Source organism: Sphingobium xanthum (assembly GCF_019737615.1).
In the GTDB taxonomy this organism is placed as follows: domain Bacteria; phylum Pseudomonadota; class Alphaproteobacteria; order Sphingomonadales; family Sphingomonadaceae; genus Sphingobium; species Sphingobium xanthum.
Genome location: NZ_JAHKKS010000009.1, coordinates 1 through 14,414 on the forward strand (window position 1 = coordinate 1; position 14,414 = coordinate 14,414).

The 14,414-nt window shown below is 65.7% G+C and carries 15 protein-coding genes; 5 read left to right on the forward strand and 10 right to left on the reverse strand.

What is annotated here, in order from left to right; genetic code table 11:
* Window positions 1–216 (forward strand): hypothetical protein (locus KM135_RS14320; RefSeq protein ID WP_221714714.1); only part of this gene is annotated, 216 nt, incomplete at its 5' end.
* Here KM135_RS14320 and KM135_RS14325 read toward each other — a convergent pair.
* The 3 genes from KM135_RS14325 to KM135_RS14335 all read right to left on the reverse strand — a co-directional run bounded on the left by KM135_RS14325 (window position 186) and on the right by KM135_RS14335 (window position 2,595).
* Entirely contained in the window at window positions 186–674 is a 489-nt protein-coding gene (locus tag KM135_RS14325) for a GFA family protein (protein ID WP_221714715.1), read from the reverse strand. The genes KM135_RS14320 and KM135_RS14325 overlap by 31 nt on opposite strands.
* A 24-nt stretch (window positions 675–698) precedes the next feature.
* The gene (locus KM135_RS14330; protein WP_221714716.1) at window positions 699–1,133 is read right to left on the reverse strand and encodes an RrF2 family transcriptional regulator; all 435 of its coding nucleotides are present in this window, start codon (window positions 1,131–1,133) and stop codon (window positions 699–701) included.
* A gap of 85 nt (window positions 1,134–1,218) precedes the next feature.
* Window positions 1,219–2,595 carry a class II 3-deoxy-7-phosphoheptulonate synthase gene (locus KM135_RS14335; RefSeq protein ID WP_221714717.1) on the reverse strand — a complete coding sequence of 459 codons (1,377 nt, stop codon included), beginning with the start codon at window positions 2,593–2,595 and terminating at the stop codon, window positions 1,219–1,221.
* A gap of 226 nt (window positions 2,596–2,821) precedes the next feature.
* Between KM135_RS14335 and KM135_RS14340 the strand changes: the two genes are divergently transcribed.
* From KM135_RS14340 to KM135_RS14350, 3 genes are all read left to right on the forward strand, one after another.
* Entirely contained in the window at window positions 2,822–3,085 is a 264-nt protein-coding gene (locus tag KM135_RS14340) for a helix-turn-helix domain-containing protein (protein ID WP_221714718.1), read from the forward strand.
* Window positions 3,082–4,797 carry a SulP family inorganic anion transporter gene (locus KM135_RS14345; protein WP_221714719.1) on the forward strand — a complete coding sequence of 572 codons (1,716 nt, stop codon included), beginning with the start codon at window positions 3,082–3,084 and terminating at the stop codon, window positions 4,795–4,797. The genes KM135_RS14340 and KM135_RS14345 overlap by 4 nt, the downstream gene beginning before the upstream one ends.
* An 85-nt stretch (window positions 4,798–4,882) precedes the next feature.
* A complete protein-coding gene (locus KM135_RS14350) occupies window positions 4,883–5,590 on the forward strand; it encodes a TonB-dependent receptor (protein ID WP_246606144.1) in 708 nt (235 codons plus the stop codon).
* Window positions 5,591–5,595: 5 nt separating this feature from the next.
* On the opposite strand, the gene KM135_RS14355 is transcribed toward KM135_RS14350, so the two are convergent.
* The 7 genes from KM135_RS14355 to thrS all read right to left on the reverse strand — a co-directional run bounded on the left by KM135_RS14355 (window position 5,596) and on the right by thrS (window position 13,216).
* Window positions 5,596–6,546, reverse strand: a complete 951-nt coding sequence (locus tag KM135_RS14355; RefSeq protein WP_221714720.1) for a D-2-hydroxyacid dehydrogenase — start codon at window positions 6,544–6,546, stop codon at window positions 5,596–5,598.
* Window positions 6,547–6,849: 303 nt separating this feature from the next.
* Window positions 6,850–7,797 (reverse strand): D-2-hydroxyacid dehydrogenase, encoded by a 948-nt coding sequence (locus KM135_RS14360; RefSeq protein WP_221714721.1) that lies wholly within the window; start codon window positions 7,795–7,797, stop codon window positions 6,850–6,852.
* Window positions 7,798–7,799: 2 nt separating this feature from the next.
* On the reverse strand, window positions 7,800–8,336 hold the full coding sequence (locus KM135_RS14365; RefSeq protein ID WP_221714722.1) for a DUF3828 domain-containing protein: 537 nt from the start codon (window positions 8,334–8,336) through the stop codon (window positions 7,800–7,802).
* Window positions 8,333–9,799 carry a cysteine--tRNA ligase gene (cysS, locus tag KM135_RS14370; RefSeq protein WP_221714723.1) on the reverse strand — a complete coding sequence of 489 codons (1,467 nt, stop codon included), beginning with the start codon at window positions 9,797–9,799 and terminating at the stop codon, window positions 8,333–8,335. Before cysS ends, KM135_RS14365 begins: the two co-directional genes overlap by 4 nt.
* 246 nt (window positions 9,800–10,045) lie before the next feature.
* Window positions 10,046–10,585: a translation initiation factor IF-3 gene (infC, locus tag KM135_RS14375; RefSeq protein ID WP_221714724.1), complete on the reverse strand. Its 540-nt coding sequence runs from the start codon at window positions 10,583–10,585 to the stop codon at window positions 10,046–10,048.
* A 166-nt stretch (window positions 10,586–10,751) separates the two neighbouring features.
* On the reverse strand, window positions 10,752–11,219 hold the full coding sequence (locus KM135_RS14380; protein ID WP_246606146.1) for an acetyltransferase: 468 nt from the start codon (window positions 11,217–11,219) through the stop codon (window positions 10,752–10,754).
* Window positions 11,216–13,216: a threonine--tRNA ligase gene (gene thrS, locus KM135_RS14385; RefSeq protein ID WP_221714725.1), complete on the reverse strand. Its 2,001-nt coding sequence runs from the start codon at window positions 13,214–13,216 to the stop codon at window positions 11,216–11,218. The genes KM135_RS14380 and thrS overlap by 4 nt, the downstream gene beginning before the upstream one ends.
* Before the next feature lie 365 nt (window positions 13,217–13,581).
* On the opposite strand from thrS, the gene KM135_RS14390 reads away from it, so the two are divergent.
* Window positions 13,582–14,112, forward strand: a complete 531-nt coding sequence (locus KM135_RS14390) for a MarR family winged helix-turn-helix transcriptional regulator (RefSeq protein ID WP_221714726.1) — start codon at window positions 13,582–13,584, stop codon at window positions 14,110–14,112.
* The last annotated feature ends 302 nt before the right edge of the window (window positions 14,113–14,414 follow it).

The following is a 14,414-nucleotide window of genomic DNA, read 5'->3' on the forward strand; positions in this document are numbered from 1 at the left end:
GCGGCTCAATCCGAGACCACTGCGCATCGGAAAACCAAAAGAAATCAGACATCTCAGCGCCTCCTCGCCAAGACACTGAATCACAATCCGAGCAACGTGGGAATCCAGTTATTGGGTCCGAACCCTAAATTTCATCGACAACCCTGCGGGCTGCTCGCCATTGGGAATGCCGTGGAGCGCGCGCATCACCGCACCCGCCAGTCCTGCGTGTCGTGATCGGGATGCTGGTGATTGCTGGCGGCGATCTGGGCCGCTTCTCTGGGCATTTCGGCTTCGGTCGTGCCTTCGTCCGGCAAGGCGAGCAGGCCGTCCATGAAGGCATAGCGGCCTTCCATGCCGACCTGGATATGGGGTGGGGCCAGCGTGGGATCGTCGAGCGAGCCGATGGTGAGGCCGGTGCGCGTGCCGCCGATGCTGCGGTAGAAAAGCGGGGTGCCGCAGCGGGCGCAGAAGCCGCGCTCGGCGAGATCGGACGAGGCCCAGACGGAGGGCTCGCCGCGTGTCCAGACGAGCCTGTCATTGGGCGCGCCGACGAGGGCCGCGAAGAAATTGCCCACCGCCTTCTGGCACATGCGGCAATGGCAGATGTGGGAATTGTCCATGAGCTGGCTGGAGCTGTAGCGCACCGCGCCGCACTGGCACCCGCCGGTCACTGCGATATCGAGCCGCTCCATGCTGCGCTCCTCATGCTTTGCTATTCAGGCAGCTTCGTCTGCGCCCAGATCCTCGAACTTGTCGGCGAGCGTCAGCGTGTCGAGGATCGCGGCGGTGTCGTCGCGCACCTTGAGCATGATGCGGCGCAGCTCGCACTCCTCCTCCGGCACGCAATTCTTGCACGGCTGGTGCGCGAAGCGGCTTGCGCACGGCACGAGGGCGAGCGCGCCGTTGGTGAGGCGGAAGATGTCGCCATAGCGGATGTCGATCGGCGGCAAAGCGAGCCAATAGCCGCCGTCCCGTCCGCGGCGCGTGGCGACGAGGCCGGCGCGGCTCAACTCGGAGAGAATGACGGTCAGAAACTTGGCCGGAATGTTCTGCGCGGCGGCGATGTCCGAAAGCTGGATCGGCCCCTCGCCATAATGCCGCGCGAGGTGCTGGAGCGCGCGGATCGAATAGCGAGTGCGTTGCGACAGCATACTCACCTTATTTGGCAGAGAATGCGCTGGGTGCAAGGGGTTTGGCGCAAGTTATGCAATCCTCCCCGTGCCGGGGAGGATTTGGTCAGGCCGCCGCTTTGCGGCGTTCGGCCAGCTCGTCGTTGAGCATCTCGGCGAGGAGGAAAGCCAGCTCCAGGCTCTGCGCGGCGTTGAGGCGCGGGTCGCAGTGCGTGTGATAGCGGTCGGCCAGGCTCTGCTCGGTCACGTCGACCGCGCCGCCGGTGCATTCGGTGACGTTCTGGCCGGTCATCTCGGCATGGATGCCGCCGCCGAAGCTGCCCTCGGCGCGATGTACGGCGAAGAAGCCGCGCACCTCGGCGAGGATGCGCTCGAACGGCCGCGTCTTGTAGCCATTGGCGGCCTTGACGACATTGCCGTGCATCGGATCGCAGGACCAGACGACCGGATGCCCCTCGCGCAGCACTGCGCGGACGAGCGGCGGCAGGCCGGCCTCGATCTTGTCGTGCCCGTACCGCGTGATGAGCGTGATGCGGCCCGCCTCGCGCGCCGGATTGAGCGTATCGAGCAGGCGCAGCAGCACGTCCGGCTGGAGCGAGGGGCCGACCTTCATGCCGATCGGGTTGCCGATGCCGCGCAGATACTCGACATGGGCGCTGCCCTCGAAGCGGGTGCGGTCGCCGATCCAGAGCATGTGCGCGCTGGTGTCGTACCAGTCGCCGGTGATCGAATCCTGCCGGGTCAGCGCCTGCTCATAAGGGAGCAGCAGCGCCTCGTGGCTGGTGTAGAAGCTGGTGCCGCCGAGCTGGGGTACGGTCTCCGGATTGAGGCCGCAAGCCTTCATGAAGTCGAGCGCGGTGCCGATCTGGTCGGCCATCTCGTGGAATTTCTTGGCCCAGGGGCTGCGGCCCATGAAGTCCAGCATCCAGCCATGCACGCGATCGAGGCTGGCATAGCCGCCGGTCGAGAAGGCGCGCAGCAGATTGAGCGTGGCGGCCGACTGGTTGTAGGCGCGGATCATGCGCTCCGGGTCCGGCTCGCGGCCCTGCGCGGTGAAGGCGATGTCGTTCACATTGTCGCCGCGATAGCTCGGCAGCTCGACGCCATCGATGATCTCGGTATTGGCCGAGCGCGGCTTGGCGAACTGGCCGGCCATGCGGCCGACCTTCACGATCGGCAGCTTGCTGGCGAAGGTGAGGACGACGGCCATCTGCAGCAGCACGCGGAACGTATCGCGGATATTGTTCGGGTGGAACTCGGCGAAGCTCTCGGCGCAATCGCCGCCCTGCAGCAGGAAGGATTCGCCCGCGGCGACCTTGGCCAGATCGGCCTTGAGATGGCGTGCCTCGCCGGCGAAGACGAGCGGGGGGAAGCTGCCGAGCGTCGCCTCGGTCGCGGCCAGCGCGGCGCCGTCGCGATAGGTGGGCATTTGCAGCCCTTCATGATCCCGCCAGCTCTCGGGGCTCCAGTTCGCCGTCTTCATGTCCTGACTCCATGCGATCGCGCGCCGCGAAAAGGGCGCAGCGGACCGGGGGCAAGCCCCTACGCCTTCGGGGCCTGCGAGGCAAGGCGATTGCGGGCGGCGGCGGGCATTGTCCGGGATGATGCGCCGAGCGGCACCGCACTCGAGCGGAGATCGACCAGGCAGAGCAACCAATCGATATTGATATTCTAGATATCAATTCTGAATTGTGATAAAGGCGAAATCTATGATGACTTCGGCCCAGATGCGCGCGGGGCGCGCCCTGCTCGGCATGGACCAGCGCGCGCTGGCGGAGCTGTCCGGCGTGTCGCTGCCCACGATCCGCCGGATGGAAGCCAGCGACGGCAATGTGCGCGGCAATATCGACAGTCTGGTCAAGGTGGTCGAGGCGCTGGGCCGCGCGGGCGTCGAGCTGATCGGCGACGATGCGCCGAGCATGGACGGCGGGCGGGGCGTCCGCCTCAAGCGATCGCTGCCAAAGGGCGCATGATGGAGCGCGCGCATCAGCCCAGCTTCGCCGAACTCTACACGCCCAAACTCGTGACGGTGCTGCGCGAGGGTTATGATGGCCGGGCGTTCAAGGCGGATGCGGTCGCCGCCCTCACCGTCGCGATCGTGGCGCTGCCGCTCTCGATGGCGATCGCCATCGCTTCCGGTGTCGGGCCGGAACGGGGTCTCTACGCGGCGATCGTCGGCGGCTTCCTCATCTCGCTGCTGGGCGGCAGCCGCTTCCAGATCGGCGGGCCAGCCGGTGCCTTCATCGTGCTCGTCGCCGCGACGGTGGCGCGGCATGGCCTCGACGGGCTGCTGCTCGCCACCTTTCTCTCGGGCCTTATGCTGATGGCGGCGGGCTGGCTGCGCCTCGGCACGTTCGTCAAGTTCATCCCCTATCCGGTCACGGTCGGCTTCACTGCCGGCATCGCGGTGATCATCCTGGCGAGCCAGTTCCGGGATCTGCTCGGCCTGACCTTGACGGCGCCGGAACCCGGCGAACTGCTGCCCAAGCTGGAAGCGCTCGCGGCTGCACTGCCCACGGTCAATGCGGCGGCTGCCGCGCTCGCGGCGCTCGCGATCCTGCTCATTCTCGCCTGCCGGAAATGGCGGCCGCACTGGCCCGCTTATCTGATCGCCGTGGCGGTAACGGCGGCGCTTGCGACGCTGGCGGACCTGCCGGTGGAGACGATCGGCTCGACATTCGGGGGCATCCCGCGCGGTCTCCCGGCGCCCGCGTTGCCTGACCTGTCACCGGCGCGGGTCATCGAGATGCTGCCGACGGCACTGTCCTTCACCCTGCTCGGCGCGATCGAAAGCCTGCTCTCGGCCGTGGTGGCGGACAGCATGAGCGGCCGGCGGCACCGCTCCAATTGCGAGCTGGTGGCGCAGGGGGCGGCCAATGTCGCGAGCGCGCTGTTCGGCGGCCTCTGCGTCACCGGTACGATCGCGCGCACGGCCACCAATGTCCGCGCCGGCGCGCGCGGGCCGGTCTCGGGGATGCTGCATGCACTGTTCCTGCTCGCGTTCATGCTGATCGCTGCGCCGCTGGCGAGCTACATTCCGCTCGCGGCATTGGCCGGCGTGCTGGCGACCGTCGCATGGAACATGGCCGAGCGCGAGCAGGTCGTCACGCTGGTCAAGGCCTCGCGCGGCGACGCGCTCGTGCTGAGCGTCACCTTCGGTCTCGTCGTCTTCAAGGATCTGAGCTTCGGCATCCTGGTGGGGTTCAGCCTCGGCGCGCTGCTGTTCCTGCATCGCATGGCGCAGTCCGTCGAGGTCGAGACCGGCCAGCCGCTAGTGGAGGGGGATCGCCCCGACAGCGAGGCGCCGCGCCAGCCCTATGACGCCGCGCATGCCCATGATTTGCAGATCGCCCTGTGCCGCATCTCCGGCGCCTTCTTCTTCGGCGCGGCGAGTGCCGTCTCGGCGATGCTGGACCGGCTGGACGAGCGCTCCCGCGCCTGCGTGATCAACATGGCGGACGTGCCGATGCTCGATTCGACGGGTGCCGCGACCATCGAGGTCTTCGCTCGCAAGGTCGAGCGGCGCGGGGCTGCGCTCTACATCGCCGGCGCGAGGCCGGAAGTGCGCCGCATCCTGCAAAGTCACGGCGTCCGGTCGCCCCACGCCCATTTTCGCGCGACCATGACCGAGGCGATCGCGGCGGCGCGCGACGGCATCCCGTCACTGCAAGAGACCTTGCACTGAGAAGTCACCTTCCAGCGAGTATCCGGTAGGCTTGCGAATATCGGAAACCAGAGCAAAGTGGCTGCACAAGAGGGGAAGGAATTCCATGATGCATCGTTTGCTCGGCGCCGTCGCGCTGCTTTCGTTGGCCGCGCCGCTACATGGCCAGGATCTCAGTTCCGCGGAGATCGTCGTCACGGGGAGTCGGATCGAGCAGGAAGATTACAGCCGGGATATGCCGGCCGTCGGCTTGCGCCGTTCGGCGGATTTCCTGGTGCAGGAAGTGACGATCCGGGGCGACACGCGCGATCCCAAAGAGCGCCGGCGGGAAATCTACGACATGCTCGGCAAGGCCGTTGCGCAGGCTGGGAAGAGTGGCGTGGAGCTTGCCTATGGCGACTATGTCCTGACCGCGCTGACGACTGCGAACATCTCCGATATCGCGCTCCAGAATGACAACAGGCCGGACAGTCAGCGCGTCGATTTTCTCGTCAAGGTCAAGCTCTCCGATGGGACCACCGGTCAGCAGGCCGAGGCGCGGATCGAGAAGTTCATCGAGACAGTGCCCGAGGTCGGGCGGGCGCAAATGGACGAGATGGGCGACTCGACGCTCTCGGTCGTGGGGCCGGATAGCTATCGCCAGAAGATCGCCGCCGTCATCGCGGAGGACGCCCGCGCGCTCGCACAGACGATCGGCGAGGGCTATGGCGTCGAGATCAAGGGGTTGAATATGCCGGTCCAGTGGAGCCGGGCAGGCCCCTCCGAGGTGCTGCTCTACATTCCCTACGAGCTGGTGATCGTGCCGCGCCGCTGAGCGGGTCAGTAGCCCCGGTCATAGTCCACCACATGCTCGAGCGGTTCGCCGGCGAGATAGTGGTCGAGGTTCTTGAGGAAGCGGGCGACGCCGCGCTGGACCGAGCTGTGCTGCGCCGCGCCGGAGAGGTGCATGGTGATGATCGCATTTGGCGCTTTCCACAGTGGATCGTCGGCGGGGAGCGGCTCGGGGGTCGTGGGATCGAGGAAGGCACTGCCGACCTGGCCGGATTCCAGCGCGGCGATGAGGGCGGGCTGATCGATGAGGGCGCCGCGCGAGATGTTCACGATGCGCACGCCCGGCTTCATCGCCGCCAGCTCGTCCGTGCCGATCATCTGGCTGGTCTCGCCGGTGTTGGGCGCTGCGAGGATGACGAAATCATACTCGCCGAGGCGGGCGCGCCAGTCGTCCGGACCGATCATGGCCGGATCGCCGCCGGGGGTGCGGCGCACGCCAGTGACGTCCACGCCAAAGGCGCGCAGCCGCGTGCCGATCTCGCCGCCGATCTGGCCATAGCCGATGATGAGCGCCTTGCTGCCCAGCATCTCGAAGCGGGTCGGCGGGGTGGCGAGCCACTCCTGCCGGTCGTGCGCGCGCAGCACCTCGTCGAAGCGCTTGGCGAGGATCAGCGCGCCCATCGCGCCCCATTCGCCGACGATATCCGGCATCAGGCCATTGCCGTTGGTGAGGACCTGCCCGCGCGCCTTCATGTCGGCGAGGGGGAAGATGTCGAGGCCGACGCCGCTGGTGTTGATCCAGCGCGCGCCCGGCGCGGCGCGGGGGCCGTGATAGAGGCAGCCTGAGGCATAGTCGTCGAACCAGCCGATCTCCGCTTCGGGCGCGAGTTCGAGGCACTGGTCGAGGCCGGTGAAGCCGCGCAGCTCTACCCTGTCGGCGACGAGGGGCTGGAGCAGGGCGCGCTGCTGCTCGGGCAGGACGACGATCGGCTGGGGCATGGGGGTCTCCTTCGGGCTGGCGCCCGTTGTAGCCGTGGGTGAGAGGGCGGGGTTTTCCGGGACGGCAGAAACTTGGTCCTAGCGTCTGATCTCGTTGAATCGGAACGGTGTCCCTGCGAAGGCAGGAGCCCAGGGCCGGTTTCGACTGGATTGGATCGAAACGGACCCTTGTTTTCCTTGTTTTTCGCAATTTCCGGGCCGTCAGACGTGCCATCTGACTTGAAATCGCTCTGGGGCCGCAAAGTTCGTCGCAAGCGCCCTGGGTTCCTGCTTTCGCAGGAACACAAGTTGATTGGTGGGAGTTCAATAACCCCGCGAAAAATCCACGACATGTTCCAGCGGCTCGCCGGCGAGATAGTGCTGGAGATTCTTGAGGAAGCGTGCGCCCGCTCGCTTGAACGCGGTGGTCTGGCTCTGGCCGGAGAGGTGCATGGTGATGAGCGTGTTGGGCGCATCCCAGAGCGGATGTTCGGGCGGGAGCGGCTCGGGCGTGGTGACGTCGAGGAAGGCGCTGCCGAGATGGCCGGCGTTGAGCGAGGCGATGAGCGCCTCCTGATCGATGAGCTCGCCGCGCGCGATGTTGATGAGGCGGGCGCCCGGCTTCATGGCGGCCAGCTCGTCGGCGCCGATGAGCAGCTTGGTGTCGCTGGTGCTCGGCGCGGCGAGGATGACGAAATCAAACTCCGCAAGGCGGGCGCGCCATTCGTCCGCGCCGATGATGCTCGGCTCGCCGCCGCGGCGGCGCACGCCGGTCACCTCGACGCCGAACACCTTGAGCCGGTCGCCGATGCCGCTGCCGATTGCGCCATAGCCGATGACGAGCGCCTTGCTGCCCAGCATCTCGAACGTGCCGGGGGGGCGGCGCCACTCCTTGCGATCATGCGCGCGCACCACCTCGTCGAGCCGCTTGGCCAGCGTCAGCGCGCCCATCACGGCATAATCGGCGACGATATCCGGCATCATGCCCGCGCCGCTGGTGAGGATTTGCCCGCGCTCCTGCATCAGGGTGGTCGGCAGCGCGTCGAGTCCGGTCAGCACGGTGTTGATCCATTTGGCGTTGGCCGCTGCGCGCGGGCCCTCGCGATAGGCGCCGCTCGGGAAATCGTCGAACCAGCCGATCTCGGCCTGCGGGGCTAGCGCGAGGCATTCCTCCAGAGTGGAGAAACCGCGCACCTCGACACTGTCCGGCAATATCGCCTGCAATTGCGCGAGATATTGCGCGGGGAAGACGATGAGGGGCTTGTCGGTCATGGTCACTCTCCCGGCCGCGATGGGCGCCGTTTCTCGAATTGTCCGATCTCGGCGGCGAGATCGGCGCGCAATGTCTTGGTCGCGGCGTCGCGGGCGAAGCGGATATCATCCACTTTCCAGCCGCTGCCCTCGCGCACCATGACGAGCGTCAGGCCCGCGCGGCTGCCCCAGCCGAGATGATAGGCGACCTGTGCATCAAAAAAGCCGGCGCCGCGCTTGCGCACGCGCAGGCTGGTGATGGCGAAGCTCTTCTCGTCATAATCCTGGCATTGGCAGAACCAGTCGAAATCGCCCATCGTCGTGACGTCGTCGTCCGGCTGCCCGGCGTGCCAGCGCGCAATGAGATCGGCCGTGCGGCTGCTGTAGAGCGCGCGGTCGTCGGCCGGGCTGGGCGCGAGCGGCGCGCGCCGGTAGCGGGCATAGATGTGATGGACGGCGGCCTTGATCTGGGCCTCAGCGGAAACGGCGGTCTGGCTCGCGGCCGGTCCGGCGGCGACAGCTCCCAGCAGGAGGAGAAGAGCCGTCGCGCGCGCGATCAATCGAGCCTCCACTCCCAGCCGAGCGGATCGCCGTCCATCACTTCGATACCGGCGGTGATGAGCGCATCGCGGATCGCGTCCGAGGTAGCGAAGTCCTTCTCCGCGCGGGCTTCCTTGCGCTTGGCGAGCTGCGCTTCGATCTCGGCTTCGTCGATCGTGGCGGCCGCCGGGCGCAGGCGCAGATCTGCGCGGGAGAGCGTCAGCAGATCGAGGCCGAGCACGGCATCCATTGCCTCGATGACGGCGCGCTTCTCATCGACCGGCACTTTCTTCGTGCCGACCGCTTCGTCGAGCAGAGTCAGCGCGACGGCCGTGTTGAGATCGTCGCTGATCGCGGCGTCGAACTGCGCGAGCAGAGGCGTGAGCTTGTTGTTGCGCACGGTTTCGGCAGAGGGCACGCCACGGAGCTGCGCGATGGCCATGACCATGCGCTTGAGGCGCGTCAGCGCGGCGCCGAGATTGTCCCAGCTAAACTCCAGCTCCGAGCGATAATGCGCCTGCAGGCACAGCAGCCGATAAGCGAGCGGGTGATAGCCGCGATCGACCAGCAATTGCAGGCGCAGGAACTCGCCGGCCGACTTCGACATCTTGCCGCCGCGATCAATCAGGAAATTATTGTGCATCCAGATGCGCGCGCCGCTGTTCTGCGCGCAATCGAGATGGCCGTGATCGTGGTCGAAGCCCTGGATCGCTTGATTCTGCGCGATCTCGTTCGGATGGTGAATCTCGCGATGGTCGATGCCGCCGGTGTGGATGTCGAACGGCAGGCCCAGCTCGGCGCGGCTCATCACCGAGCACTCCAGATGCCAGCCCGGCGCGCCGCGACCCCATGGCGAGTCCCATTCCATCTGGCGCGTCTCGCCGTCCGGCGTCTTGCGCCAGATGGCGAAGTCGGCGCCGTGGCGCTTGCCTTCGACTTCCTCGATGCGGCCTTCGCCCTCATCCGTGGTCGCGCGGGCGAGGCGGCCATAATCGGCGACCGTCGAGACGTCGAAATAGAGGCCGGAGGGCAGCTCGTAGCAATGCGCCGGCGCGATCGCTTTGGCTGCCTCGATCATCTGCGGGACATAGTCGGTCGCGATTGTCCAGCGATAGGGATCGCGAACGTGGAGCCAGGCGAGGTCGCGCTTGAACTCGGCGATGTAGAAGGCCGCAATGTCCCAGGCGGTCTTGCCGAGGCTGGCGGCCGCCTTCTCCATCTTGTCGTCGCCTTCGTCTGCGTCGGAGGTCAGGTGGCCTACATCGGTGATGTTGATGACGTGGCGCAGCGCATAGCCCTTGAAGGCGAGCGTGCGGCCGAGCGTGTCCGCAAACACATAGGCCCGCATATTACCGATATGCTGGTAGTTATAGACGGTCGGGCCGCAGCTATAGACCCTCGCCTCACCAGGATGGACGGGCGTGAACGGCTCGATCGAGCGGGTCAGGCTGTTGAACAGGCGCAGGGGCACGGTATCGGACATGGCGCTGCCATGTGAGCGGACCGGCGTTCTTTGCCAATAGCTAAAATCCGTTCGGGCTGAGCCCTTCGACTGCCTGCCTGCGGCAGGCGCTCAGGATAGCCTTCGGCAAAGCCGAAATCGAAGCCTGGTGCTGAGCGAAGGCGAAGCTCCTCATTAAGAAGGAGGCTTCGACAAGCTCAGCCCAGCCCGTCGACAGGCTCAGGGCGAACGGATTTATTCAGATCGAATAATTGCCGCAGCCGCGACTCAGTTCTTCGGCGACAGCACCATCAGCATCTGGCGGCCTTCCATGCGCGGATAGGACTCGACCTTGGCGATCTCGGACGTGTTCTCGGCGACGCGCTGCAGGAGCTGCATGCCGAGCTGCTGGTGCGCGAGCTCGCGACCACGGAAGCGCAAAGTGACCTTGACCTTGTCACCCTCGCCGATGAAATCATGGACCTTCTTCATCTTCGTATCATAGTCATGATCGTCGATGTTCGGACGCATCTTGATCTCTTTGATCTCCTGCGTCTTCTGGGTCTTGCGGGCGATATTCGCCTTTTTCTGCGCCTCGTACTTGTACTTGCCGATGTCGAGGAACTTGCAGACCGGCGGATCGGCGTTGGGCGAGACTTCCACGAGATCGAGACCGATCTCGGCGGCCTGCTCGATCGCCTCGCGGGTGTACATGACGCCCAGATTTTCGCCTTCTTCATCAATCACGCGCACCTTGGGCACGTTGATGAATTCATTGTAACGCGGGCCGTTCATCGGCTGGGGCGGCGCCATCGGGCGGCGCATCATAGGGGGACGGATAGCCAGTTCTCCTCGGAGTTGTTTCGTGGGTCTCTTAACTTAACGGTTTTTTCGCGCAACTTAAAGAGGCGTGCCCGCGATGGCACGCGACTGCGGCCGCTTAGCCACAGTGGGTTAACGGGCGACGAAGGCGCGCGCGTCGCTCCTGATATAGCTATGCCGTCGCCTTTCTGCGACTCCGACGTGCGGGATAGCGGAAATGAACGAGCGGATAGGGCCACCCCATTGGGTCCGTGTTCGAGCGTCCGGTGCGGACGAAGCCGCGCCGCTCGTAGAAGGCTACCGCCTGATGCGCCTGTTCGCTGGCATCGACCTTCGCATCCGGCACCATGTCCAGCGCATAGGCGACGAGCGCGCTGCCATAGCCGCAGCCATGCATGGGCGGATCGACGAACAGCGAGTCGATCTCATCCTCGCCCATGCCAAGGAAACCGTGAATGGCGCCGGCCTCGTCCGACGCGACCCACAGATCGGTCTGGGGCAGGTGATCGCGCTCGACGATGATGTCGATCGCGGCGCGGTCCCCCGGCGTCACGAAATGGTGCGTCGCGTCGACCGCCGCCCGCCAGATCTCCATGGCCCTGGGAAGATCGGCAGGCGTGCCCTTGCGAATATCGATCAACGCAGGTCCGGCGGCGTCGCTTCCGCCACCAGCTGGGCGATGACTCCATCGACCGTCATCACCTTCTGATGCTCGTCCGAGCCGAGACGGCGCAGGGCGACCGTGCCTTCCTCCGCCTCGCGCCGGCCGACGACCAGCAGGTTGGGCACCTTGGCGAGGCTGTGCTCGCGCACCTTGTAGTTGATCTTCTCGTTGCGCAGATCGGTTTCGGCGCGGATGCCGGCGGCGGCCAGCTTCGCAACGACCTCCTTCGCATAGTCGTCCGCGTCCGAGACGATCGTCGCCACCACGGCCTGTGTCGGCGCGAGCCAGACCGGCAGCTTGCCGGCGAAATGCTCGATCAGGATGCCGATGAAGCGCTCATAGCTGCCGAAGATGGCGCGGTGGAGCATCACCGGCCGATGCTTCTCGCCATCCTCGCCGACATAGTTCGCATCGAGACGCTCGGGCAGCACGCGGTCGGACTGGATCGTGCCGACCTGCCAGGTGCGGCCGATCGCGTCGGTCAGGTGCCATTCCAGCTTGGGTGCATAGAAGGCGCCTTCGCCCGGAAGCTCTTCCCAGCCATATTCCTCCGTGGCGAGACCGGCGCGCACGACCGCATCGCGCAGCTCCGTCTCGGCCAGGTCCCACATCTCTTCCGTGCCGAAGCGCTTCTCCGGACGGAGCGCCAGCTTGATCGAATAGGTGAAGCCGAAATCCTTGTAGACGCGATCGGCGAGCTTGCAGAAATCCTGCACTTCATCGACGATCTGGTCTTCGCGGCAGAAGATATGGCCGTCATCCTGCGTGAACTGGCGCACGCGCATCAGCCCGTGCAGCGCGCCATGCGGCTCGTTGCGGTGGCAGCAGCCATTCTCGACAAGGCGCAGCGGCAGGTCGCGATAGGATTTGATGCCCTGCTTGAAGATCAGGATGTGCGCGGGGCAGTTCATCGGCTTGAGCGCCATCCACTGGGCGTCGTTCGACACCATCGGACCATCGTCCTCGATGTTCGGCGTCTCGTCGGGGATGACGAACATGTTCTCGCGATATTTGCCCCAGTGGCCGGACTGCTCCCACTGGCGCGCGTCCATCACCTGCGGCGTCTTGACCTCCTTGCTGCCGGCACCGTTCACCGCCCGGCGCATATAATCCTCGAGCGCGCGGTAGATGACATAGCCATTGGGGTGCCAGAACACTGAGCCATGTGCTTCCTGCTGGAGATGGAACAGGTCCATTTCCTGGCCGAGCCGGCGGTGATCGCGCTTGGCGGCTTCCTCGAGGCGCAGCAGATGCGCATCGAGCTGCTTCTTGTTGAGCCAGCCCGTGCCGTAGATGCGCGAGAGCATCGCGTTTTTCTGGTCGCCGCGCCAGTATGCGCCCGAAACGCGCGTCAGCTTGAACGCCTGCGGATCGAGCTTGCCCGTCGAGGCGAGATGCGGCCCGCGGCACATATCCAGCCAGTCGTTTCCGGACCAGTAGACCGTCAGGTCCTCGTCGCCGGGCAGCTCGGCCGCCCATTCCGCCTTGAAGCTCTCGCCCTGGCTCGCCCAGCGCTCGATCAGCGCCTCGCGGCTCCAGACTTCGCGGCGCAGCGGCTTGTCGGCGGCGATGATCTCGCGCATCTTCGCCTCGATCGCGGGCAGGTCCTCCTCCGTGAAGGGACCGCGCGAGGCCGGAGCGGCCACATCATAATAGAAGCCGTCGTCCGTCGCCGGGCCGAAAGTGATCTGCGTGCCGGGGAACAGCGCCTGCACTGCTTCGGCCAGGATGTGCGCGAAGTCGTGGCGCACCAGCTCCAGCGCATCCTTCTCGTCCTTCGCCGTCACCAGCGCCAATTGCGCGTCGGCCTCCAGCGGGCGCATGATGTCATAGAGCTCGCCGTCCACCTTGGCGGCGAGCGCCGCCTTGGCGAGGCCCGGGCCGATGGCGGCGGCGATCTCCGCCGGCGTGGTCCCGCGCGCGACGTCGCGCTGCGAGCCATCGGGGAGCGTGATCTTCACTTGTTCCGTCATCGGTTTTTGTCCCTGTCTGCGTGCCTGCGCTTAGGCAAGCCGCGCCTGATTGAAAAGAGGCTCGAAAGGGGAGTGTGCCGCCGGCCCAGTCCCTTTCGGATGGGCCTCGGCTGGAACCGCGTCTGTTACGTGAGCGTGACGCGCATGCCGAGGCCCCCCGGAGTGGTCCGGGTGGTGGTCGTAGTCGTCGTGGTGGTCGACATCGGCATGGGAGGGCTCATAGCAGGCAAGGATGAAACTGTCATCCCGCGCGACATGTCCCCGGTGCGGCATCGGCGATACAAGCGCATGACGCTCAATATGGCAGCAAATCGCGCTTGGCCTATTTTCTGGACAGGCCTGTCCCGATCGGACACTAAGCAGTCATGGGGAACGCCGCTCGCCCGAAGATCGACCGCACCGCGCAGTCCATCCTGAGCCTCGTCAAGCAGGTCCAGTACAAGGCGTTCGTCCGGCTGGAATCGGTGTTTCAGCCGCTCGGCATCACGGCGGTGCAGTTCCGTATCCTCACCACGCTTTCCATGCGTCCCGGCCTCTCGTCGGCGGAGCTGGCGCGTCTGTACGACGTGAAGCCGCAGACGATGATCAAGCAGATCGCGCTGCTGGAAGGCAAAGGCCTGATCGGCCGGCAGACCAGCCCGGCCAACAAGCGCCTGCTCGAACTGACGCTGACGGCCGAGGGCGCGACGGTCCTCAAGCAATGTCACAAGGGCTCGCTGGCGATGGAGCGGACGCTGCTCGATCCGCTGACCCAGGGCGAGCAGGACCAGATGCGCGCCATGTTGTTGACCTTGCTGCAATCGATGAGCGCGCCGACGATCGTGGATGAACCCGCACAGTCCGATCTCGAGGAACTCTCCCAGGAATATAGCCGGGTCGGCGTCCAGCGGATCTGAGTCTCGCTTTTCCCTCTCCTATTGGGGAGAGGAGGTTGGGCCGTTCCGATTTGGTGCGGCGCTTCGGCGACAGGCTGTTCTCCCTCTCCCCAGCCCTCTCCCCGAGGGGAGAGGGAGCTTTGGTGTTCCCGGTCGGGCTTGTCGCTCTACCATTTGAGCAAGCTTCTGCGGATGATCGGCGCAGTCTGATCGTCATGCCGCCCGCACCCCCGGCAACAAGGCGCTTTACAAACTTGCATGACAGTGTCAGCTAGGCTGTTATAAGCTTGGCTGTTGAATGCCGGTCGGCGCAGCGCAGAGAG